The organism is Corynebacterium sp. HMSC062E11, assembly GCF_001811845.1.
Lineage (GTDB): Bacteria > Actinomycetota > Actinomycetes > Mycobacteriales > Mycobacteriaceae > Corynebacterium > Corynebacterium hesseae.
Genome location: NZ_KV806839.1, coordinates 16860 through 39493, shown reverse-complemented (window position 1 = coordinate 39493; position 22634 = coordinate 16860). Strand labels below are relative to the sequence as shown.

General features: G+C 62.1%; 25 protein-coding genes. 9 read left to right on the top strand and 16 right to left on the bottom strand.

The features are described from left to right. Positions 1-88: 88 nt before the first annotated feature. From HMPREF2822_RS11960 to dapE, 7 genes are all read right to left on the bottom strand, one after another. On the bottom strand, positions 89-973 hold the full coding sequence (locus HMPREF2822_RS11960) for a methyltransferase domain-containing protein (RefSeq protein ID WP_070524936.1): 885 nt from the start codon (positions 971-973) through the stop codon (positions 89-91). Between the two features lie 10 nt (positions 974-983). Beyond that, complete coding sequence (locus HMPREF2822_RS11955) at positions 984-1151, bottom strand: DUF3117 domain-containing protein (RefSeq protein WP_010187237.1); 168 nt, start codon at positions 1149-1151, stop codon at positions 984-986. Between the two features lie 89 nt (positions 1152-1240). Next, positions 1241-1540: a DivIVA domain-containing protein gene (locus HMPREF2822_RS11950; protein ID WP_070524934.1), complete on the bottom strand. Its 300-nt coding sequence runs from the start codon at positions 1538-1540 to the stop codon at positions 1241-1243. Between the two features lie 3 nt (positions 1541-1543). Further along, the gene (locus HMPREF2822_RS11945; protein ID WP_070524932.1) at positions 1544-2281 is read right to left on the bottom strand and encodes a glucosyl-3-phosphoglycerate synthase; all 738 of its coding nucleotides are present in this window, start codon (positions 2279-2281) and stop codon (positions 1544-1546) included. Between the two features lie 3 nt (positions 2282-2284). Next, positions 2285-3097, bottom strand: a complete 813-nt coding sequence (gene folP, locus HMPREF2822_RS11940) for a dihydropteroate synthase (RefSeq protein WP_198530994.1) — start codon at positions 3095-3097, stop codon at positions 2285-2287. Between the two features lie 26 nt (positions 3098-3123). Continuing rightward, complete coding sequence (locus HMPREF2822_RS11935) at positions 3124-3894, bottom strand: LOG family protein (RefSeq protein ID WP_070524928.1); 771 nt, start codon at positions 3892-3894, stop codon at positions 3124-3126. A 7-nt stretch (positions 3895-3901) separates the two neighbouring features. Next, positions 3902-4990: a succinyl-diaminopimelate desuccinylase gene (gene dapE / locus HMPREF2822_RS11930; protein ID WP_070524926.1), complete on the bottom strand. Its 1089-nt coding sequence runs from the start codon at positions 4988-4990 to the stop codon at positions 3902-3904. Positions 4991-5081: 91 nt separating this feature from the next. Between dapE and HMPREF2822_RS11925 the strand changes: the two genes are divergently transcribed. The 6 genes from HMPREF2822_RS11925 to HMPREF2822_RS11900 all read left to right on the top strand — a co-directional run bounded on the left by HMPREF2822_RS11925 (position 5082) and on the right by HMPREF2822_RS11900 (position 11148). After that, a complete protein-coding gene (locus tag HMPREF2822_RS11925) occupies positions 5082-6440 on the top strand; it encodes an amino acid permease (RefSeq protein ID WP_070524924.1) in 1359 nt (452 codons plus the stop codon). An 18-nt stretch (positions 6441-6458) separates the two neighbouring features. Then, on the top strand, positions 6459-7430 hold the full coding sequence (dapD, locus tag HMPREF2822_RS11920; RefSeq protein WP_070524922.1) for a 2,3,4,5-tetrahydropyridine-2,6-dicarboxylate N-succinyltransferase: 972 nt from the start codon (positions 6459-6461) through the stop codon (positions 7428-7430). A 126-nt stretch (positions 7431-7556) separates the two neighbouring features. Next, entirely contained in the window at positions 7557-8987 is a 1431-nt protein-coding gene (locus tag HMPREF2822_RS11915; RefSeq protein ID WP_070524920.1) for an amino acid permease, read from the top strand. A gap of 561 nt (positions 8988-9548) precedes the next feature. Next, the gene (locus tag HMPREF2822_RS11910; RefSeq protein WP_070524918.1) at positions 9549-10394 is read left to right on the top strand and encodes a DUF559 domain-containing protein; all 846 of its coding nucleotides are present in this window, start codon (positions 9549-9551) and stop codon (positions 10392-10394) included. A gap of 69 nt (positions 10395-10463) precedes the next feature. Continuing rightward, complete coding sequence (locus HMPREF2822_RS13585) at positions 10464-10673, top strand: helix-turn-helix transcriptional regulator (protein ID WP_070524916.1); 210 nt, start codon at positions 10464-10466, stop codon at positions 10671-10673. After that, positions 10657-11148, top strand: a complete 492-nt coding sequence (locus HMPREF2822_RS11900) for a transcriptional regulator (protein WP_232755710.1) — start codon at positions 10657-10659, stop codon at positions 11146-11148. Before HMPREF2822_RS13585 ends, HMPREF2822_RS11900 begins: the two co-directional genes overlap by 17 nt. Positions 11149-11549: 401 nt before the next feature. Here HMPREF2822_RS11900 and HMPREF2822_RS11895 read toward each other — a convergent pair whose 3' ends face one another. The 8 genes from HMPREF2822_RS11895 to typA form a co-directional block, all read right to left on the bottom strand. Continuing rightward, entirely contained in the window at positions 11550-12113 is a 564-nt protein-coding gene (locus HMPREF2822_RS11895) for a GtrA family protein (RefSeq protein WP_070524912.1), read from the bottom strand. Positions 12114-12220: 107 nt separating this feature from the next. Continuing rightward, positions 12221-13027, bottom strand: a complete 807-nt coding sequence (locus tag HMPREF2822_RS11890) for a pseudouridine synthase (RefSeq protein WP_070524910.1) — start codon at positions 13025-13027, stop codon at positions 12221-12223. Further along, entirely contained in the window at positions 13028-14113 is a 1086-nt protein-coding gene (gene dapC, locus HMPREF2822_RS11885; RefSeq protein WP_070524907.1) for a succinyldiaminopimelate transaminase, read from the bottom strand. A gap of 3 nt (positions 14114-14116) precedes the next feature. Beyond that, positions 14117-14440, bottom strand: coding sequence for a ferredoxin (gene fdxA, locus HMPREF2822_RS11880; RefSeq protein ID WP_070524905.1), 324 nt, complete (start codon positions 14438-14440; stop codon positions 14117-14119). A 50-nt stretch (positions 14441-14490) separates the two neighbouring features. Next, the gene (locus HMPREF2822_RS11875; protein WP_070524903.1) at positions 14491-14883 is read right to left on the bottom strand and encodes a hypothetical protein; all 393 of its coding nucleotides are present in this window, start codon (positions 14881-14883) and stop codon (positions 14491-14493) included. Then, positions 14880-15746, bottom strand: a complete 867-nt coding sequence (locus HMPREF2822_RS11870; protein WP_070524901.1) for a PIG-L family deacetylase — start codon at positions 15744-15746, stop codon at positions 14880-14882. The genes HMPREF2822_RS11875 and HMPREF2822_RS11870 overlap by 4 nt, the downstream gene beginning before the upstream one ends. Beyond that, positions 15739-17340 carry an ABC transporter family substrate-binding protein gene (locus HMPREF2822_RS11865; protein ID WP_070524899.1) on the bottom strand — a complete coding sequence of 534 codons (1602 nt, stop codon included), beginning with the start codon at positions 17338-17340 and terminating at the stop codon, positions 15739-15741. The genes HMPREF2822_RS11870 and HMPREF2822_RS11865 overlap by 8 nt, the downstream gene beginning before the upstream one ends. 102 nt (positions 17341-17442) lie before the next feature. Then, a complete protein-coding gene (typA, locus tag HMPREF2822_RS11860; protein ID WP_070524897.1) occupies positions 17443-19353 on the bottom strand; it encodes a translational GTPase TypA in 1911 nt (636 codons plus the stop codon). Between the two features lie 272 nt (positions 19354-19625). Between typA and HMPREF2822_RS11855 the strand changes: the two genes are divergently transcribed. Genes HMPREF2822_RS11855 through HMPREF2822_RS11845 form a run of 3 tightly spaced genes read left to right on the top strand, consistent with a single transcriptional unit; the run spans position 19626 to position 21844 of the window. Beyond that, positions 19626-20345 carry an Rv1157c family protein gene (locus HMPREF2822_RS11855; RefSeq protein ID WP_070524895.1) on the top strand — a complete coding sequence of 240 codons (720 nt, stop codon included), beginning with the start codon at positions 19626-19628 and terminating at the stop codon, positions 20343-20345. Further along, positions 20345-20881 carry a ribonuclease FAU-1 family protein gene (locus HMPREF2822_RS11850; protein WP_070524893.1) on the top strand — a complete coding sequence of 179 codons (537 nt, stop codon included), beginning with the start codon at positions 20345-20347 and terminating at the stop codon, positions 20879-20881. The genes HMPREF2822_RS11855 and HMPREF2822_RS11850 overlap by 1 nt, the downstream gene beginning before the upstream one ends. Before the next feature lie 42 nt (positions 20882-20923). After that, the gene (locus tag HMPREF2822_RS11845; protein WP_070524890.1) at positions 20924-21844 is read left to right on the top strand and encodes a DUF808 domain-containing protein; all 921 of its coding nucleotides are present in this window, start codon (positions 20924-20926) and stop codon (positions 21842-21844) included. Here HMPREF2822_RS11845 and zupT read toward each other — a convergent pair. Then, positions 21837-22634: a zinc transporter ZupT gene (gene zupT, locus HMPREF2822_RS11840; RefSeq protein WP_070524888.1), complete on the bottom strand. Its 798-nt coding sequence runs from the start codon at positions 22632-22634 to the stop codon at positions 21837-21839. The genes HMPREF2822_RS11845 and zupT overlap by 8 nt on opposite strands.

Genomic DNA, 22634 nt, shown 5'->3' with positions numbered 1-22634 from the left:
AGAAAAGGGACGTTCCGAAGAAAGAAGGGCCGTTCCCCGGGGCTGAAAAGCAAGGGCTGGCAATGAGAAGCCGAGCGCAAGCGATGAGTTAGGCCGAGCGCAAACGATCCAGACGGGCGTGGGCCGTCACAGTCAACGTCTGCGGCAAGGAGGCCATGCGCTCTGCCAGCTCTTCCGGACTAATGTGGCGCGCCGAGGGGCTCATCCCCACCTGCGCAGCGATGGACGCCTTATCCAAGACGATGGGGAAAGAAATATCGACCGGATCCGCTGCCTGCTTAAGGAACCCTTCCGCCTGCGTGTAGAGGCGATCCACCTTGCCTTCTTCCACGCCGAGAATTCCCAGCGGCTCTCGCAGCTCATCCAGGTGACCGGACTGCGGGGTCAAGACGATGACCTCCCCGCCGGGTGCGAGAACGCGCTGGAACTCCGCCGGATTGCGCGGCGCGAAGACCACCGAGATGGCATGGATTGAATCATCCTTCAAGGGCAGGCGCTCCCACACATCCGCAACCACGGCGCCGACGCGCTCGTGCGACCTTGCCAGATGCTTTGCCGCATGCGTAGAGATATCGAGGCCCACGCCGCGAGCGCCCTCGATCGAATCGAGCGTGTGCGCCAGGTAGTAACCCGTGCCAGCGCCTACCTCCAGGAGCGAGGGGGCGGTGTCCTCATTGAGGCCTGCTTGCTGAGCCGCGTCCTGACTCTCCAAAGAATCTTGCACCGCTCCAGTGACTGCCTCCACGAAGGGCGCGAAATGCCCCATCGCCAGGTAGGTTTCACGGGCGGTGACCATCGCGGCATCGTCACCTTGATGCTTCAGACCCGCACCAGCTGCCAACGTGACGTAGCCTTGCTTGGCCACGTCATAGGAATGGCCGGTCTCCGACACGAGGCGGGAAAAATCATCCGCGCCCTCAAGGGCGCTGCCATCGGCGGGATCGGCCAGAATATCGACGATATGTGAAAGCATGCTCCCTAGACTAGCTAGAAACTGCTACGAGGAGTGAACCCAACTCCGCTGCTTCTTCTTTGCTGAGCTCAATAACAATGCGTCCACCCCCGTCAGAAGGAATGCGCATGACGATCTTGCGGGACTCCTCTACCGCTTCCATCTCTCCACCAGTGGTACGGGGCTTCATCGCTGCCATATTGAGTCTCCTTCGACTGTATTTTGTACGTCCTTCTAGTCTAGCTCTTTTTCGGCTGCCGGCGGCAGACTCGTCGTTGTAGGCTCGGCCTAGGCCTGGACCGAAGGTTCTGAAGGTTCGCCCGATGACGCCGCCTTAGCACCCGAACGGCGCTCCACTGCCGCCAACAGGGCATCCACTTGGTCCTGGCGGTAGCCGCGCGCAACCACGTCAAAGCGCAGGTCATCGAAGCGCCCCTCCTCGAGGGCCCGAAGATTCTCTCGATCGGTATCCACGGCCTTGTCGGGAGCGTCCATGACAGGCCCCCGGCCCACGAAGCTTCCCCACGCCCACGTGCCGATGATGATGAGGGCAATGAGCACAACGATAAGAAGAATCCAGGACATCATGCGCTAAATCCTACCCAGCAATGGTGGCCTTTGGGCAACAGGCCCAACCACGCCAGCACGGGACAGGATGGTGCGCGCAACCACATCGGCCATCGGGGCTAGCTCCTCCAATGGACGGTTACGATGGGTGCGGGTGCCCAGGTCAACCTCGGCGAGGGCATAGGGGCCATAGCGCTTGGCGACGTCTATCAGCAGCCCCGCTTCCACCCCGTACCCTTCCACGAACGGCAGCTCCATGGCGGCCGCGCGTCTTAAGGCGTATTCGCCGCCGAGTGGTTGGTCAATGTGTGCGAGCTCCGGGAAGAACTGCCGCAAAAGCGGCTTGGCGCTGAGTTCAGTAACCCGCCCGCCACCGGTAGGCTTGCCGTTCAAGCTTCGCGCATAGCGGGCCTTAACCAGCTGGACGTGCGGATCCACGAAGGGCTCGCTGAGCGCTGTAACCATTCCGGGCGCGGCGGATTCTAGGTCCGCATCGATGAAGACGACGATGTCGCCCTCAGCTGCCGCCACGCCGCGCCAGAGGGATTCACCCTTGCCGGGTCGGGGCTCCTCAGGCAGGATCTCCCGCCAATTGAGCACCTGAGCCCCTGCCGCCTGGGCCTCAGCCGCAGTTTCATCGCTCGAGTCCGCATCGATGACGATGACCTCTAGAGGTTCATCCGCCAGGCAAGCACGCACCACGTGCGCGACGGTGCGCTCCTCATTAAGCGCAGGGATAACCACGGAAACGCTGTCGGTCATGGCTTAGGCCAGCCCCCGCGTCGTGGCCAAGGGTGCCATCTGGCCCTGGATGGCGGCGGTCATGCGGATGACGTCGAGAGTCGGGGCCACCTCATGGACCCGAAAGGCCGCCACGCCCCGTGCCGCCGACCATGCCGTCGCTGCCAGCGTGCCCGCGACGCGCTGGTCCACGGCGCGGTCGAGGGTCTCACCCACAAAGTCCTTGTTCGACAATGCCATGAGCACCGGCCAGCCGGTCGCCACGATCTCGTCGATGCGCCGCAGCAACTCCAAGCCGTGGAAGGTGTTTTTGCCGAAGTCGTGCGTGGGGTCGATAAACGTCAGCTCCTCCGGGCAACCGAGGTCGGCGGCTCGCTCGGCCAGCCGCGTGGTCTCGCTGATGACATCGGCAACCACATCATCGAAGTGCACGCGGTGCGGGCGGGTGCGCGGTGTGACACCGCCAGTATGCGAGCACACGTAGCCCACCTTGTGGTGGCCGGCCACCTCGATGAGCTCCGGGTCCCAGCCGGCCCACGTGTCATTGACCAAACCGGCCCCCGCAGCGATCGCGGCATCTGCTACCTCAGCGCGCCACGTGTCCACGGAGATCAGCGCGTCAGGGCGACGGCGGTGCAGCTCCGCGATGGTGGGCACGACGCGCTCGATTTCCTCGGCGGCGTCGACATGCTGACCCGGGCCGGCCTTGACGCCTCCGATGTCGATGATGGAGGCGCCGTCGTCAAGCGCTTGCTCCGCGCGCTGGATTGCTGGGTCGAGCTCGAAGGTGGCGCCCTTGTCGTAGAAGGAGTCTGGGGTGCGGTTCACAATCGCCATGACCCGCGCGAGGTTGTGCGCTTGGGTCACTTGCTCTCCTGCTCCCGCAGGCGCTTGTCCGACATGACCTTGTGCGCGGCCAGGATGTGGGCGACGGCTTCATCGATATCGTCGGTAACCAGGAAGAGATCGAGGTCCTCGGCGCTGATGAATCCACCCTCAGCCAGGGTCTTCTTCATCCACTCCACCAGTCCGGACCAGTATTCAGTACCCATGAGCACGATGGGATAGTTGGTCACCTTGCCAGTTTGGACCATGCACATGACCTCGAAGAATTCATCCATGGTGCCCATGCCGCCGGGAAGACAGATGAAGGCCTGGGAGTACTTGAGGAACATGGTCTTGCGGGCGAAGAAATAGCGGAAGTTAAGTCCCAGATCTACGTAGGGGTTCAGGCCCTGCTCGTGCGGAAGCTCGATGCCCAAGCCCACAGACAACCCTCCGGCCTCGTGCGCGCCGCGGTTGGCCGCCTCCATGATGCCGGGACCACCGCCGGTGATGACGGCATACTTAGCCTCCACGAGGCGGCGCCCCAAGCCCACGGCTAGCTGATAATTCGGATCCTCCTCCGGGGTGCGAGCGGAACCGAAGACGGTCACGGCCTTGGGCAACTTGGCCAGGGCGTCAAAGCCGTCGACGAACTCGCCTTGGATGCGCAGGACGCGCCAGGGATCGGCGTGCTGCCATTCGTGATCCGCGCCGGACTGCAGCAGCCGTTGGTCAAAGGTGGAGGACTGCTCTCCGGCGGTGCGCACGAGAAGAGGTCCGCGCAGGGTGCGCAGTTGCTCAGGCGTCATGGTGGTCTTATCCCTTCAGGTAGTTCAAGAGTGCGGTCGAGACTTCGGCGATCTGGGTGACGGGCACTTGCTCGTCCTTCTTGTGGGCAAAGCCCGGGTCACCAGCGCCGAAGTTGACGGCTGGGGTCCCCATCTCGGAGAAGCGGGCCACGTCGGTCCAACCATACTTGGCGCGGACGTTGCCGCCGACGGCGTCGACAAGCGCGCGTGCCGCCGGCTGGCCCAGACCGGGCAGGGCGGCGCCGGCGATGTCATCGACCTCCACGGTGATGTTCTCGTGTTCGCCGATGACCTCCATCAGGTGCGCCAGCGCCTCCTCGGAGCTGCGGTCCGGGGCGAAGCGGAAGTTGACGAACATCCAGGCCTCATCCGGGATGGTGTTGGTGGCCACGCCGGATTCGAGGTGGACGATGTTGAGGCCTTCCTTGTATGTGCAGCCGTCAATCTCCACATCGCGCGGCTGGTAGTTGGCCACGTTGAGCATGACCGGCGCCAAGGTGTGGGCGGCGTTGGACCCCAGCCAGGCGCGGGCCGAGTGCGCACGGGTGCCATGGGCGGTGACGCGCACGCGAATGGTGCCCTGGCAGCCGGCCTCGATCATGGCGCCGGAAGGCTCCCCCAGCAGAGCGAGGGCCCCCTTCAGCCATTCCGGGTGATCCTTTTGCAGGTGGCCCAGGCCGTTGAACTCGGTGGCAACCTCCTCGCCCTCGTAGGCGATGACGGTGAGGTCGTGTTTGAGATCATCGGAGTTGTACAGCTGTGCAAAGGCGTTGAGGTAGACCGCCATGCCCGACTTCATGTCCACGGTGCCGCAGCCGTACATGATCTCCCCGTCCTCCGACATGGTGTGGGGGACGTTATCAGCCAGGGGCACAGTATCGATGTGGCCGGCTAGGACCACGCGGCTTTCAAAACCCCGGTTCGTCCGGGCACACACGGTGTTGCCATAGCGTTGCACCTCCACCGTGTCCTGGTCCAGATCGCGCAGGGCCTCCTCGACGGCGTCGGCGATAGCCTCCTCGTGATGGGAAGGGCTTGGGATATCCACTAGGGCCTTAGTGAGCTCGATGGGATCGGAGAAGAGATTTAAAGTCACAACCCGCCATGCTAGCGCCCCCGGATGCTCAGCGCATTGCGTAAAGTACTTCCCATTACAAACAATCAATAGCGTTGAAGGTGATCACCCTATGGCAGCGGCCACACAACTTAAAACCCGCCACCTCACCATGATGGGTCTCGGATCCGCGGTGGGTGCGGGGCTCTTCCTGGGCGTGGGCCTAGGCATTCAGGTGTCCGGCACCTCCGTTCTCATCTCCTATGCGGTAGCTGGCGCGCTCATCGCCTTGGTGATGTGGATGCTCGGAGAGATGGCCGCGGCGCGGCCTTCGCTGGGCGCTTTCTCCACTTATGCAGGACAGGCTTTTGGGCCGTGGGCCAGGTTTACGTTGGGCTGGATTTACTGGTTCATGCTGGTCATGGTGATGGGCGCGGAGATTACCGGTGCCGCGGCTATCATCTCGAATTGGTTCGGGGTCGATCCGTGGATACCGGCTTTGGTGGCTGTGGTGTTCTTCGCCGTGGTCAACTTTGCCGCCGTGGGTGGTTTCGGCGAATTCGAGTTCTGGTTCGCCATTATCAAGGTGGCCACCATCGTGGCCTTCCTGGGCGTCGGCGTGCTCATGGCTTTAGGCATCCTGCCCGGAATGGACCTCTCACTGGCGGGCCACAACTTTACAGAGAACTTCCTGCCCAACGGCGGCCCCGGTTTTGCTGCCGGCCTGCTCGCCGTGGCTTTCGCCTTCGGTGGCATCGAGCTGGTCACCATTGCCGCGGCGGAATCCGAAGACCCAGCCCACAACGTCGCTACTGCCGTGCGCGCCATCATCGTGCGCATCATGGTCTTTTACATCGGTTCCATCCTGGTTATCACCCTGGCCTTGCCTTTCAGCTCCATCCAGGACGCCGACGTCGCCGCGGACTCGCCCTTCACGCTGGTCCTCGCCGCCGCGAAAATCCCCTTCGCTGCGGGATTCATGGAAGCCATCATCGCCCTAGCGCTGCTCTCTGCCTTCAACGCACAGATCTACGCCACCTCCCGTCTGGTCTATGACATGGCGAAGGACCATAGCGCGCACCACATCTTCCTTCGGACGAACACCTCCGGTTCCCCCATTTTTGCGGTGGTGCTCTCCATCATCTTCGCCTTTGCATCGGTGGTGCTGCAGTACTGGAACCCGCCGGGATTGTTGGCCTTCCTCTTCAACGCGGTTGGCGGCTGCCTGCTGGTCATCTGGTGTTTCATCGTGGCCTCCTATATCAAGCTGCACCCACAGATGCAGGCCAACGGCGAGCTCACCACGCTGCGCGTCCCGGGCTTCCCGTGGCTGCCGTGGCTCACCGCCCTAGCGCTGGTCGGCCTCACAATTCTTATGCTTTTCGACGCCTCCGCCCGCAACCAAGTCCTCGCCGTCCTCATCCTGACCGTGGCCCTGGTTGTGATCTTTCACCTACTACCGGGTAACTCACGGCGCACGACAGAGGCGTAGCTGCTAGGGTGTGAGCCTATGACTTCAGCATCCGCACGCGGCCTGGCAACCATTACCCACGACGGCACCGTCCTGGACGTTTGGTTCCCGGCAGTTCACACCGATATTTCTGTAGACGCCAGCGGCACCGAGCGCTTGGAGGAGGTTCCGCAGCAGTTCGCTGACCTGGTTGGCCCCGATGAGGAGCGCGGCGTCGCCCGCATCGCCGTGGAGACTAAAATTGCGGACCTTGACGAGGCGCCCGCCGATACCTACGACGCTTACCTGCGCCTGCACCTGCTCTCTCACCGCGCAGTCAAGCCTCACGGCCTGAACGTGGACGGGATCTTCGGCAAGCTGGCCAACGTGGTGTGGACCAACTACGGCCCCTGCGCGGTTGCCGATTTCCAGATGGTCCGCGGCCGCCTCGCTTCCCGCGGCCCGGTCGTGGTCTATTCCGTGGATAAGTTCCCGCGCATGGTGGACTACGTCGTCCCGTCCGGCGTGCGCATTGGCGATGCCGACCGAGTACGCCTGGGTGCCCACCTCGCCGAGGGCACGACCGTGATGCACGAGGGCTTCGTTAACTTCAACGCCGGCACCCTGGGCGCCTCCATGGTCGAGGGCCGCATCTCCGCGGGTGTCGTCGTGGGCGATGGTTCCGATATCGGCGGCGGCGCCTCCATCATGGGCACCCTCTCCGGCGGCGGCAAGGAGGTCATCTCCATCGGCGAGCGCTGCCTGCTCGGTGCGAACTCGGGTGTGGGCATTTCGCTTGGCGACGACTCCGTCGTCGAAGCCGGCCTCTACGTCACCGCCGGCACCAAGATTGCGGTCTTTGGCAAGATTGCGCAGGCACTAGGCCTGTCTGAGGGCGAGACCGTCAAGGGCTCTAAGCTCTCCGGCGTCTCCGGCGTTCTGCTGCGCCGCAACTCCGTCACCGGCGCCGTCGAGGCCGTGGACTGGAAGTCTGAGGCTGTGGCCCTCAACGAGGATCTGCACAAGAACTAAGCACTGCTGCTTGAGGCCCCCGTTTCTGCGGGGGCCTTTCGCGATCGTGGACTTAAGCCCTCCGCATTGTGCACAAGCGCTATAAAATGGCCCCTTTATGCCCAAACGCCTTGGCAGCTGCCTACAATGCTAAAGGTGACTGCTCAAAACGATTCCTCTCCTAGCTCACTCGGCAGCGGCTTGAAAGTCCGCCACCTGACCATGATGGGGCTGGGCTCCACTATCGGTGCCGGTCTTTTCCTAGGCACCGGCGTAGGTATTTCCGCCGCCGGTCCCGCGGTTCTCTTGGCCTACCTCATCGCTGGCTTCCTTGCCATCTTGGTCATGCAAATGCTCGGTGAGATGGGCACGGTCATCCCCGCTTCCGGTTCCTTCTCCGAATACGCCGAGCACGGTATCGGACGCTGGGCAGGCTTCACGCAAGGCTGGATTTATTGGCTTGCCACCGTCGCCGTCCTCGGCGCGGAAATTACGGGCGCTGCTGGTTTCATCGGCGCATGGTTCGACTGCCCGCCGTGGATCCCCGCCGCTATCTGCGTGGCGCTCTTCGGCACCATCAACCTCTTGCGCGTGCGCTTGTTCGGCGAGTTCGAGTACTGGTTCGCTTTCATCAAGGTCGCCGTCATCATTGCCTTCCTTGTCATCGGCGCGCTGCTCATCTTCGGCCTTCTCCCCGGCCACACCTTCATCGGGACGTCCGTCTTCCTTGCCGACGGCTTCATGCCCAACGGCCTCGGCGGCGTGGCCGCCGGCCTGCTCGCCGTGGCCTTCGCCTTTGGCGGCATCGAGGTCGTCGCCATCGCCGCGGCGGAATCCGAGGACCCCGAGAAGTCCCTCGTCAACGCGGTGCGCACCACCATTACTCGCATTTCGGTCTTCTACTTGGGCTCGGTCCTCGTCATCACCTTCCTCCTGCCCTACTCTTCGCTCGGCTCCGCGCAGTCTGCCGCCGAGTCTCCGTTCACCATGGTCTTGGACCGGGCTGGAATCCCTGGTGCTGCGGCCATCATGGAAGTGGTCATCGTGCTCGCGCTACTCTCCGCGTTCAACGCGCAAATCTACGCATCCTCCCGCATGATGCACTCGCTGGCCTCCCGCGGTGAGGCGCCCAAGCTCTTCGCCGCAACAGATCGTCGCGGCGTGCCAACCGCCGCCATTGCGCTGTCCGTTGTGCTCTCCGCAGTCATGGTTGTTCTCAACTATGCGGATACCGGATGGCTACTCTCCTTCATGCTGAACGCCGCTGGTGCTTCGCTGCTCATCGTGTGGGTCTTCATTGCAGTGAGCCAGTTGCGCCTGCGCCCACAGCTCGAGGCCATCCACCCGCTGCCGGTGCGCATGTGGGCCTACCCCTACCTCACGTGGTTCGCGCTGGCACTGTTTGCAGCTATTGCGGTGCTCATGCTTAGCGACGCCTCCGCCCGCATCCAGCTCTACTCCGCCGCCGCCATGTTCGCTGTGCTCGCCATCGCCGGCGTCATCAACGCGAAGGCCCGCGGCATCGCCCCGACCTCGCGCCTGCCCCTACCGACGGCCGAGGAGCTGGAGGCCCGCTAGCCGCCCCTCCCGCTGCAACCCCACGCCCTTCGCGTCCCTTCCTCACTCCTCCTCGCACCCACCTCACTCCCTTCGCGCTCACCGGCTCACTGCGTAGCACCGTATCTCCGCTCCCTGTGGCCGCCAAGGGCATGCCGCATGAGCTGTCACCCCAGCAAGCGCCCTTCGCGCTCACCAACGAAGGGCGGACAATGACAGGCGCCTGCCCCGTGAGCGCAAAAGGTAGGTGGACCCGAACGGCGCTCGATGCAATTCCCAACCTCACCGATGCAATTCCCGACCAAGCCTATGCCCTTCGCGGTCACCGCCGAAAGCTCGAGCAGCTAATCAGCGAGCCCTGTGAGCGCCAGGGGCACGGAGGGATTTAAGGGGCTGTGTTGGACGACAACTCCGAACCGATGCGGTGGTCCAAACACTGCAAAGCTCAAACGACAGGGAAAGCGCGAAACAGGATGACGACGCGTCAACATAAACCCTCAAAATCTGGCTTTGAGGCAGAGTTATCCACAGGCGGAGAATTGACTATCGACTCGTCGCCAAGCACTGCATACCTTGAGTTTTATGAAGGCATGGACTACCGCGGAGCTCCGCGAGATGGGGTTGAGCAAGGAGGCAATCCGGCGGAAGCTTCGCGCGGGAAAGCTGTTTCGCGTGCATCGGGGGATCTATAGCGACGAGTGGTCGCCGTTAGCTGTGGCAAAGGCCCTGGCTCACGGGCTGAGTCGAATACATTTCACGGGTAAGACCGCGCAGGAGATTCACTTGGGGCGGAATTTGACGTTTCCGCTGGAGGCCGAGGGGCCGCGAACGCTCAAGGGGAAGAGCTTTCGGGTGACGCATTCGCGGCTTTCGGCCACAACCCTGGTCAACGGACTTCCGGTCATTCAGGTTCTCTGGGCGGCGCGGCGAATAGCCGCAGCGTGTGGTCAATTGCTGGAAGAGCATTATCGCGGCAAGACAGGCCCTGCTCGCCTCGAAGATGACCGGCGGAGAATGCAGCGAGTCCCACAACGCTTGAAGGAAACTATCCGTCGCACGCCCATCGGCACAGACAGCGTGCCGGAGCGCCAGCTCAGTCGAAGACTGCGCACGGACGGAATCTTCCCTGAACACAATGCGCTCATCGCGGGCTACCGCTTTGACTTGAAGATTGGCAAGCTCATAGTCGAGGTCGACGGCTGGGAGCACCACAAACACAGTCGCGCTTTTCAAGCAGACCGCTCGAAGCAGAACGCCGCAGTGGCACATGGCTATACGGTTTTGCGCTTTACTGCCGACGATATCCGCTACCACCTCGACGATGCAGTTCTACTCATCAAAACCACACTTGAACAGCTCAAAGGCCGTAAACCGAAGCTGCCGGCTGTGGTGATGCAGCCCTACTGGACATGGCATGTTTGCATGTAACTCTTGCTCTACTGACAAGTTTTCTTTACACTAAGACATGTAAGCACGACACATCGTAAAGGAGACCAGATGGCCGAGCACCAAAACATGGTTCGCAAATGGCGTCGGTGGCTCGAGATGTCACAAGCTGACCTCGCTGAACGGGCGGGCGTTTCCCGTCAAACTATCGCCAATATCGAACGCGGCAACTACTCCCCCTCCGTCTACCTAGCGCTAGACATCTGCCGCGAACTAGGAAAAACCGTCGAAGAAGTCTTTGGAGATGAACAACATGATTAACGCCCTGGCCAACTACACCCTCAACGAGATCGAACGCGCCTCCCGCGACGAATACGAACGCGAAACCTTTTACAAAGCCTGCGCCGTCGCAGCGCCGCCTGTGCAGTTCTTGGAGCTCGTCATCGCTGCCATCCTTGCTTGGGTACTTCCCGGCCAGATGAGCATGTTGTGTTTCCTCGCCATAGTGCCGTCTGTCATCGGCAATGCCATCGGCACGGCGTGGCTGCGAAAACGCGTCGCTACCCCGCTTGTGGGTCGTAATTGGTCCGCCATGGCCGTTTACTTAATACCGGCAATCGCGATGTTCGCGGGAATCGCCTATAACGCCTATGCGCCTGCCGACGGCCACAATCCCACCGCTTATCTAGCCGGCACCGCAGTTGGCGCTATCGCCGTTCTCATCCTCGCCCCATTCATCCGCCGCCATCAGCACCGCCGCGACCAAGAGCGCCTCGACGCCGAGCTCGACGACTAGGCAGCTCTTCCCCGCCCACCTTCCTCCATCCCGCCCTTCGCGCTCACCGCGGACGGCGGGTTCCTCTATTTTGCAGGCGCCGGTGAGCGCCAAGGGAGAATAGGGCCACGCCGAACCAGGCGTCGAAGTGCATCTCACCCCGCCATCTCACCGGTCAAACCGCTAACACGCCCTTTCACGCTCACCGGCAGCAGTAGCTACCGAATCTATTGGACGCCCGTGAGCGCGAAGGAGGCATTTCCACCAATTACCCCTAAGCGCTCACCAGGGCGATGGAGCGCTGCCTCGTCGTGTTTCCGGTGAGCGCGAAGGGAGCATGTGCTTGCCGACGCCCCCTTCCCGCTCACCGCAGCATCGAAAAGACCCCACCGGCCGTCGCTGGTGAGCGCGAAGGGTCGATTTTAAGCCGGTTCCGTCTCGTGGACCACGACCGGCGCCTTGGGCTTCGAGCGGAAGGTCCACAGCTTGTTGAAGATGAAGTTAATCGGCATGGCTACCACGATTGAGATGGCATTGGCCCAGTAATACATCGTGCGGAAGCCCGTGGAGTCATTGAAAATATCGGGCGGCAGTTGCAACGGCGAGGTCGGATTCATCAGCAAGTACTGCACAGCAAGAGTCACCAAATACGCGCCAATGCCCGTAATGAGGAACGGGAAGAAACCCCGCAACCACGAGACTTTGCTAACGGATTTAAAAGTCCACATGCGGTTGAGCTGGTAATTCCACGTATTCGCAACGAGGAAGGCGATGGTGGAAAAGAGCATGAACCAGCGCACGTGAAACTGGGTGCCGAAGAGGTTGAACATCGCGTCATGCGGCGTAGCGCCGAACCAAGCCAACCCACACTTTGCGGCCAGGATTGAAACTGCAATATTGACCAACGCGCCCGAACCGCCAACCAGACCGAACTTAATGAACTGGCCAAAATTCGAGGCAAAGCGAGCAAAGCTCAGATCCGCCATGGACACGCCCTTCGTACAAAATGCTCAATTATGATGAATAAAACTTCATTTGAGTTTAGTCGTTCAATCAGCACAAACTAAAACGCACGCTGCATTAGCGCCCAATCTCACAGCTTGAACTCACGCTTGCGGCCGGTAACTGGATCGCTAAAACTCAAAGCGACATGGGAAAGCAGCAGCGGCGTGGAGAAATCATAAAGATCCAAGCCTCGATCCACGGGATAAGTATCATCCCCCACAATCGGATGTCCCAGGTGGTTAAGTACCACGCGAATTTGGTGGGTATGGCCGGTGAGCGGCCATACATCGGCAGTCGTTCCACTAGCACGCACGCGGGTCACCGTAGGCGTACCGGTGGAATCCACGAGGACCTGACGTTCACCACGCACGCGCCGCATCCCCAGCCGTACAGTGCCGTCGAAGGAGAAGGGCGCGGCCACCTGAGCCCGGTAGTGCTTCACCACCGCACGCTCCTGAAAGAGTTGCTGATACGCAGCGCGCGTGCGGGGATTGCGCGAGCACAGCACCAACCCCGAGGTCAACCGGTCCAGCCGCTGCAGCGGCACGATGGAGTCCTCATTAAAGTCCACGCGCAAGCGTGTCTGGAGCGTCTCGCGGACGATGCGACCATTCGACGTCGTGGGTAAGAAGTGCGGCTTGTCCGCGACTATCAGGTCCCCGTCCTCATATACCACCCGGTAATCAAAGGGAATGGGCTCTTCGGAAGGTACCGAGGGGTGATACCACGCCAGCGTAGGGCCAGGAAGTAGAGTGCCGGGCTCCAAGCGCGTGCCAGGAGAAAACGCGGAATCGCCCGCCTCACCTGCCCAATAGGTAGGAGTGGCGGGCACGATGCCGGTGAGCATCACCTTGCGCGGGCTAATCCCCTCCCGCGCCGGCGGGCGAAAGGCCACTTACTCAGCCAAGCGCGCGACGGCCGCTGCAATGCGCTCGTCCGTACCGTTGAGGCCAATGCGCACGAACTGCTCGCCCGCTGAACCATAGAAATCACCGGGAGCAACGAGGATGCCGCGCTCGGCCAGCCAGTCGACGGTCTCGCGGCAGTTCTCACCGCGCGTTGCCCACAGGTAGAGCCCAGCCTCGGAGTGCTCGATCCTAAAACCAGCTCCGGTCAGCGCCCGCATGAGCTCCACACGGCGCGCGGCGTAGCGTTGGCGCTGGAGGGCTTCGGAGGGGTCGTCGTCAAGCGCGGCAACCATCGCCGCCTGGATGGGGCCTGGAACAATGAGCCCTGCGTGCTTACGCAGCTCCAGCAGCTCGGCGATGAGCTTGGCATCGCCCGCAAAGAAACCGGCGCGATAGGAGGCCATGTTCGCGCTCTTGGACAGCGAATGCATGGCGATAAGCCCGGTATTGTCGCCATCGGTCACGCGCGGGTCCAAGATGGACACCGGCGGGTTCTCATCGTCCCAACCCAAGCCCATGTAGCACTCGTCCGAGGCCACGATGGCATTGTTCGCGCGGGCCCATGCGACGATCTCGCGCAGCTTCTCGACGCCCAGCACCCTGCCCGTCGGATTCGACGGCGAGTTGATGAACACGAGCGACGCATCCTGGAAATTTTCGTCGGCGCGCAACGGCTTAGCACCGGCCAAGAGGGCGCCGACTTCATAGGTGGGATAAGCCACCGTCGGGAAAGCCACGGTCTCACCGCGCATGCCCAGCAAAGTGGGCAGCCAGGCGATAGCCTCCTTGGTGCCGATGACCGGCAGCACCGCGTCCACGTTCATGGTGTAGCGGCGCTCAAGTGCCTTCGCGATGGCCTCGCGCAGCTCCGGAGTGCCCTGAGTCTGCGGATAGCCGGGAGCCTCGGCCGCTGCGGACAGCGCTAACTGCACGCCAGGGGCAACTGGATCAACGGGATTGCCCACCGATAGGTCAACGATCCCGTCCGGATGTGCCTGGGCTTTCTTCTTGGCGCCGGCGAGCGAGTTCCACGGAAAATCCGGAAGCGTGCGTCCAAGCGGCGTGCGGCTCATGCTCTACTCCTGGTTCTGGGGTGGGAGCTTAGCGATCATCGGGACGTCAAAGTCCTGCGGTCCAAGTGCTGCCGCGCCACCCGGGGAGCCGAGATCATCAAAAAAGGCGGCATTGGCGTCGTTGTAGTCCAGCCACTCATCCGGGACGTCATCCTCGTAGAAGATGGCCTCCACCGGGCAAGCCGGCTCGCAGGCGCCGCAGTCCACGCACTCGTCTGGGTGGATGTAGAGCATGCGCTTGCCCTCGTAGATGCAGTCGACCGGGCACTCTTCAACGCAGCCGCGGTCCATCACGTCGACGCAGGGCTGCGCGATGGTGTAAGTCATAAGGTGTTTAAACTCCTGTGTGTCACGGGTTTTCTACGAATAACAGTATGCTACTCCGAGGCGAAAAATGGCCAAACGCTGCCCGCGATTCCCGCAGCGAACAGCAGCAGGCTGAGAATATTATTGGCCAGCAGGCTGCCATCCCCGATGGCGGCTCCCAGCATGAATGCGAGAAAACCACCCACCCAGGCCAGTCCTGGCAAGCCTGCGATGTAGGGATTCTCACTCCACAGACGCGCTGTGCGGGTCAACACCCCGTTGAACCAGAAGGCGATGAGGATGGTGATGGGAAAGGCCATCCCGGACTCGCCGGGCCACGGCAGACGCGCGGTGAGATAAACCACCTCGAGGGTCAGCGAGCAGAGCGCTCCCAAGACCAGCCACACCAAGCCACCTATTTGCTCGCCCCGGGAGAAATCAGTGCGAATGGCGCGCTCGCTCACTTCTCCCCCAGCAATGAATCCTGCGGCTCTCCCTGGCCAAGCTGGTAGAACTCCTGGCGCAGCAGCGGCATCGTGAGCAGATTGGACAAGGCATAGGCGGCGGGGACTTGGGCGGGGTCCTTAAGACCCGCCTGGGCGGCGTGGGGGTTGACGGTGGTGAGGGAGCCGTCGGCAAGCCAGATCTGCGTGGCGTGGGCCAGCATCGCGGCGCGCTTGGCAGCAAGTGCTACGTCGCTGAGCTCGTAGGTCACGTCGCAGCCGGCGTTGGTGAAGTTGTCCAGGTACGCCTTGTCCGGCAGGCTCCAGCCATCCGGAGGAGTAATAGCGTCGAGACCCCGATAGTGCGCGGCACGCTCAAAGACGGCCCACCAAATGCGCTGATCAGGTACTGCGGCCGCGTGCACGGCCTTGTGCACGGCGATGTGGTCTGGGTGACCGTAGCCGCCGTCCGGACCATAGGTCAGCACCGCGTGCGGGCGCAGCTGTTCAAGGTGGCCGCGCAACAGGTCTGCTGCTTCCTCCACACGGTTGACCAGGGCCCGCGGGTGATCATGGGCGGGGGAACCTTCCATCCCAGAATCGCGGAAATGCCCGAAGCCGCCCAGCTGGATGCCATCAACGCCCAAGGCGTCGAGTGCGTGCTTGAGCTCCCAAGCGCGGAACCCGCCCAACTGATCTGTTTCTGCGAGGCCTTGGTAGGGCTCACCGATGATTTCGCCCTCCTCCCCCAGCGTCGCGGTAATCACGGTGACCTCCGCACCGCGCGCGGACAAGTCCGCCAACGTGCCGCCTGTAAAGAGCACCTCATCATCCGGGTGCGCGTGAACGGCCACGACACGGTAGCCGGTGAGATCCTTATTCATCGTCTTTCCTCCACTGCGGTGCACTAATCAGACCGGAGTCCCAGTCCTTGATGCTTTGTCCGGGGCCAACAATACCCTTGCCCAAAGCGTGGATTCGCACCTCATTAAGCAACGGGACGAAGAGAACTTCTTCTTTGTTGAGGTGCTCCACCTGCTCTTGAGCCGCTGCTGAATCGAGCTTTCCCGACAAAATATCGGTAGCAGTCTTCGCGGACTCTTCAGGGCAGAACTCCGACTGCGTTGCCGCAGGCCGCGTGGGCGTTGCGCACACGAAGTAGTTAGCCAAACTCAGCGCATCGCTGCCGTTTTCGTCCCACGCCACCACGGCATCTACCTTGCCAGCCGGGAGCAAGTCAGAAGTAATGGTGGTCGGGCGTTCGGTGACGAGCTCCGCGTCGATGGCCTTGGCTTGCAACACGTCCACGATGGTGGTGGCTGCAGCCAGGGCAGTTGGATTGAGGGGATCCGCGGCGATGCGCACGGGTTTGCGGCCCGCACGCTCGCGCAGCGGGGCAAGTTCTGCGTTGCTATCGAAGGGGTTCTCCCCCGGTTCGAGCTCCGAAGCGCGGCCGGTGGCAAGCCGGGCCAGCTGGTCGGTGTTGAGCAGCGAAGCCAAGGCGCGGCGTTGCGGCTGTTCCTCGAGTGCGCCCTCGGCGGCCGACATCTCCAGGCGGAGCTGACGCTGCCGGGTCACCACACCGGTATTGACGTTGCTGAGCAGGCTCAAATTCTCCAGGGTGGTCTGCTGCGGGGTGAAGTCAGCAAACCCAATCTGGTGCGAGCGCAGCATGTTCACCGCCTGTGCGGTATCGCGCACAGCGCGCAATTGGATCACGTCGATATGTGCGGGATCCTCTCCCCAGAACCGGTCATTGCGGTTAAGCGTGATAATCCCTCGCCCGCGGTCCATCCCTTCTACGAGGTAGCGTCCAGCAGAGGCTGGGATACCCTCAGCTAAGGCCGAGGTGAAGTCCTTGTCCTCCAGCACATGGGAGGGCAATAGGTGGGCAAAGAGCTTGTGCCAGTCCTCCACGCGGTGGTCGAAGTCCACGGTGACCACTCGCCCATTACCGGAAGTCCGCACGGCCGAAATTGCCCGGTAACCGGACACGTTTTTAGCACCCGGAGTGCGCGTGATCTGCGACCACAAATAATTGAAATCAGAGCCACTGATCGGCGTCCCATCGGACCATTGCGCTGGCGCGGCGATGGTGTAGCGCACTCGCATGGCAATGCTGCCCGGAGCGTCGATTTCCTCGGCGGATTCGAGGACATCCGTGTCCATCTGGTCCCCGTGGAAGGCCGAGGGCAGCACTAGCTCCGCGATTTGGTTGACCAGTTCCGAATTATTCGCCACGAGGTGCGGGTTAAGCCCGCCGCGCAGCGGGTCCACCCCAATGGCCACGGTGCTGCGCTTCGGCAGTGCGTCTTCCTCGGGTGCTTTCTCCGGCGGCGGACTGGTGGTGCTTGAGTTCGTGGGCGTGGCGCTGCGATCTTCCTCGTCCACAACCGGCGGCGGCCCGGGGTTGGCTTGGCATGCAGTCAGCACGGCGGCTGCGAGAATGACTCCGAGCCGGGGCAGGAAACGGTCCACTCCACACAACCTTTACGTCCGGAAAACTCTTCCGCGCTATTTTAATACCCCGGGGCAGGTGGTCCTAGCGGTGGGGCGCCGCTTGGCGACGCCCACAGCGGCCTACTTGTTGAGCTGCTTAGCGCGTGCGGCCGCGCGCTTGCGGTCGGTGGCAGACAGTTCAACCTTGCGCACGCGCAGGACCTTCGGGCCCACCTCGACGCACTCGTCGGTGCCACAGAACTCCAGAGCCTCGTCGAGGGACAGGGTCTTGGCCTTAGCCAGCGTGACGGTGGCGTCGGCGGTGGCGGAGCGCATGTTGGTCAGCTTCTTTTCCTTGGTGATGTTGATGTCCATATCCTCATCACGGTTGTTGGCACCGACGACCATGCCCTCATAGGCCTCCATGCCCGGCTCCACGAAGAAGTCACCGCGGTCCGCCAGCTGCTGCAGAGCATAAGCGGTGATCTGGCCGGAACGGTCGGCCACGAGCGAGCCGGTCGGGCGAGCCTTGATGTCTCCGGCCCACACGTCGAGACCATCGGAGATGGAGTTAGCGATACCGGAACCGCGGGTCTCCGTCAGGAACTGGGTGCGGAAACCGATCAGGCCGCGCGCTGGGACGCGGAAGACCATGCGCACCCAGTCGCCCTCGCGGACATCCATTGACTGCATCTGGCCCTTGCGGGAGGCCAGCAGCTGGGTGATAGCACCCTGGAATTCCGATGGGGAGTCGATGGTGAGCATCTCGTAGGGCTCCATGGTCTTTCCATCGATGACCTGGGTCACCACCTGTGGCTTGCCGACGGTCAGCTCGAAGCCCTCGCGGCGCATATTCTCGATGAGCACGGACAGTGCCATCTCGCCACGGCCCTGAACCTCCCAAGCATCGGGACGCTCAGTCGGCAGCACCTTGATGGAGACGTTACCGATGAGCTCCTGGTCCAAGCGGGCCTTGACCATGCGGGCGGTGAGCTTGTCGCCGCCGCCCTGGCCTGCCATCGGGGAGGTGTTCACGCCGATGGTCATGGAGATAGCCGGTTCGTCGACCTTAATGCGCGGCAGCGGCTTCGGATCCTCGACGTCGGCGATGGTGTCACCGATCATGATGTCGGAGATACCGGAGATGGCCACGATGTCACCGGCGATGGCCTCAGTGTCCGGCTGACGCTCGAAGCCGACGGTGCGCAGCAGCTCGGCCACCTTGACCTGCTTGACGTGCATCTCGCCCTCGTCGTCGTAGTGCATCCAGGCCACCTGCTGGCCCTTCTTGATGGTGCCGGAGTAGATGCGCAGCAGTGCGATACGACCCAGGAAGTCGTCGGAGTCCAGGTTGGTCACGTGGGCCTGCAGCGGGGCGTCGACCTTGGCGGAGGGCTCAGGGAGGACCTCGTAGATGACGTCGAAAAGCGCCTGCAGGTCGTCGGCGTTAGGAACATTGCCGTCACCCGGGTTTTCGGTCGAGGCCTTGCCCTCGCGGCCGGAAGCGTAGAGAACCGGCAGGTCCAAGAGTTCCTCGGCGGCAGCGGCTGCTTCCTCATCTTCGAGGCCGGCAGCGATTTCCAGCAGAAGATCCTGCGCTTCGGTGACAACCTCGTCGATACGGGCGTCGGGGCGGTCGGTCTTATTCACGCAGATGATGACCGGCAGCTTGGCTTCCAGTGCCTTGGTGAGCACGAAGCGGGTCTGCGGGAGGGGGCCTTCGGAGGCGTCGACAAGCAGCACGACGCCGTCCACCATGGAGATACCGCGCTCGACCTCGCCGCCGAAGTCGGCGTGGCCCGGGGTGTCGATAACGTTGATGATAAGGTCACCGCCATCCTTGCCCAGGCCCTTGCGGTGAATGGCGGTATTCTTCGCCAGAATGGTGATGCCGCGCTCGCGCTCCTGATCATTGGAGTCCATGACGCGGTCCGAGTGTTCGCCATGGTCGCCGAAAGCGCCGGACTGCTCCAGCATTCCGTTGACGAGGGTGGTTTTACCGTGGTCAACGTGCGCGACGATGGCTACGTTACGGAACTCAGTATTACTCACGTGTGGGGTGCTCCTTTAAAGCATGATGCGTTAGCGGTATGAACGGCCCTTAAATATACTCTCTAGCTCTTTCATGTGCAGCATCGTGCGCATCGCGCGCTTTAGCGCGCGATGTAACGAAACGATATCAACAGCCGACATACCGCACAGTAGGTCTCTATTTAGAGTTGACTACGCCAAAAAAGTGAATATTGTGGCAGCAGATACTATTGTGACGCATGTGATTTAGTTTCCTGCCGCCACGTTCCCATACCCAAACACAAGGATTTTCCATGGCCCTTTCCGAACAGCGCTCTTCCCGCTCCGCCCGCCGTGGCGTCGCTGGACTAACTGCTGCCGTGATGATGGGCTTCCTCAGCATCACGCCAGCACATGCCGGCGCCCCCGATCTCTCCTCGCTGGTGAACATTCCACAGAGCAGTAACCCGCTGGACAGCCTCGGCCGCCCCACCCCGGAGACGCAGGAGCGTGTTCGCGCTTTCGCGGCACAGCCATGGATCCCACAGGAGGCCCGCAGCGCCATCCTCACCGCCCTTAACTTCTCCGCCGGTGACGGCGGCGAAGGCGGTGTGGCCATGCCGGAGGGAAACAACCCCGGCTTCCGCCAGTTCTACTGGCCTACGGTCTCCGCGCAGTGCATCGGCGGGCAGGGCGATTCGGTGGGCTCCGCCATCGCCGTGCCTGGCCCGACCGATATGCCGGCCCCAGGCGCAGGCGAAGGAGAAACCGTCTTCCTCTTCACCGCGCTGGGCACCCCCACCGCCGCTGAGCAGCAGGGTGCCATGAGCGTCCAGTGGTTCAACCTGGATACCTTCCAGTTCGGCATCACTCCCCTGTTCAACAACGGCATCAACGCCGATGGGCCGACCACGGTCTCGGGCCGCGCAGCAACGGGCAAGGGCACCGTCGTGGCGGTCCTCTCCGGTGCGGTCAACACTGCTGAATCCTCGTGTTCTTTCCCACCTACCGCGGCTTACCTCGAGGTTAACTAATGAGCACTGACCTGCACCCAGTCAAGCAAGAAACCTTTAACACCACCGACAACATCAACGTCGACCCGAAAGGTTTTCAGCGGGAGGTAGACACCTACCGGGTCACCGACTTTGGCCTCTACATGGCCCGCGGCGCTAACCACCCGCGCTTCGGCTACCTCGAATCCTGGTTGCTGCCGGACCTTGGCCTGCGCGCCAATATCTTCCACTTCCGCGAGGGCGTGGATGTCCACCAAGATTTCTACATCGACGTCGCTGATATCGACGTCGACGGTGATGTGTGGACTACCCGCGATCTTTATGTCGACTTGGTCTCCACCTCCGGCGAGCCGGTTGATGTGCTCGACATCGACGAGCTAGCCGCCGCAACCTCCAACGGCCTCATCAGCGCCGAGGAGGCCGAGCGCGCCATGGAGCGCACGCTTACCGCCGTCGAGGGCATCACGCGCTACGGCGATGACGCCATGAGCTGGCTGCGCACGCTGGGCATGGACCTTACTTGGGCAGAGAATGTGGAGCTCGTTCCTGCCGAGTAGCCTAGGGTAAACACTTACCCCTACACCACAAGGATGTGAGCCATGGCCGGTGGCCTTTTTGCCCTGCTTGATGACGTCGCCCTGATCGCCCGCTCCGCTGCCTCCAGCGTCGACGACGTAGCAGCATTGGCCGGAAAGACCTCGGTGAAAGCAGCGGGAGTCGTCGTCGATGACGCCGCTGTCACGCCCCAATACGTCCAAGGCGTCAAACCGCAGCGTGAGCTGCCGATGATTTGGCGAATTACCAAGGGCTCGCTCATCAACAAGCTCGTCATCATCCTGCCTATTGCCCTGATCCTGTCCTGGATCGCTCCTTGGGCGCTCACCCCTATCCTCATGTGCGGCGGCACATACCTGTGCTTCGAAGGCGCGGAAAAGATTTTCCATGCTGTCCTCCACCGCGGCGAGGAGGAGGAGCAGACCGTAGAAGAAAAGGGCCCCGACGCCGAAGATTCCCTGGTCAAATCCGCGATCACCACGGACCTCATCCTCTCCGCCGAAATCATGGTGATCTCCCTCAACGAGGTCATCGACCAGCCCTTCTGGCTGCGCCTCGGCGCCTTGGTTGCCGTCGGCATTCTCTTGACCTTAGGTGTTTATGGCGCCGTCGGACTTCTGGTGAAGATGGACGATATCGGCCTCGCCCTGCTCAAGCGCCACGATGGCGATTCGGCCGTGGGTACCGCCCTGGTCAAGGGCATGCCCATCGTGCTCAACATCATCGGCATCATTGGCACCGCCGCCATGCTGTGGGTCGGCGGCCACATCGTGGTCAAGGGCTTGAGCGAGTTCGGTGCTGAGCAGCCCTATGGCTTCATCCATCACGTGACCGAGAGCATCAACAACGGCGCGCTCGCCTGGTTGGCGGACACCGGCTTGTCCATGTTGTGCGGCTTTATTCTCGGCTCCGTTATCGTCACCATCATCATGGCGGTCAAGGCCACCGCGGAGCGCGTTAAATAAACATCGCGAGGGACACTGCCATGACCGCCATACCAGCGATGAGGCCGTAGATGGCGCAATGGTGTTCGCCGGTCTCCTCCGCCGTGGGCAAAAGCTCATCCAGGGAGATGAACACCATGATTCCTGCGATGACGGCAAAGCTTATGCCAAACGTCATCGGGCCAATGAACGGCATAAGCAGAGCGAATCCGATAATGGCGCCGACAGGCTCAGCGAGCCCAGAAATCGTGGCCCACCAAAATGCCTTCGTGCGCGATCCCATGGCGCTGCGCAAGGGAACCGCAACCGCAATACCTTCCGGAATGTTGTGGATGGCGATGGCCACGGCGACAGGGATCGCAATCTCGGGGGCTTCGAGGCCCGAGAGAAATGTGGCAAATCCCTCGGGGAAGTTGTGAATGGCCAGCGCGAAGGCGGTGAACATGCCGGTCTTCATCAGCCTCTTGCGGCGTGCTTCTTCCTCTGTCGTGGCCGGCTCGTGCGGGTTAATCTCCTCGGGAACGAGGCGGTCGATAATGGCAATGACCGCAATGCCGGCGAAGAACGCCGCCATCATCGTCCACGTGGCAGTGGCCTCTGCCCCAAGGGTGCTTTCCAGCTTCTCTAGGGACTGCGGCAGGATCTCCATAAAGGAGACGTAGAGCATCACGCCCGCAGACAACCCCAGGGCTGCGGCCATAAACTTCGGCCCGGGCTCGCGCTTGCCGACGGCCAGGGCGGCACCGATGGACGTCGACAAGCCAGACAACAGCACGAGGCTGAAAGCAAAGGCGATGGTGGCTAGATCCAT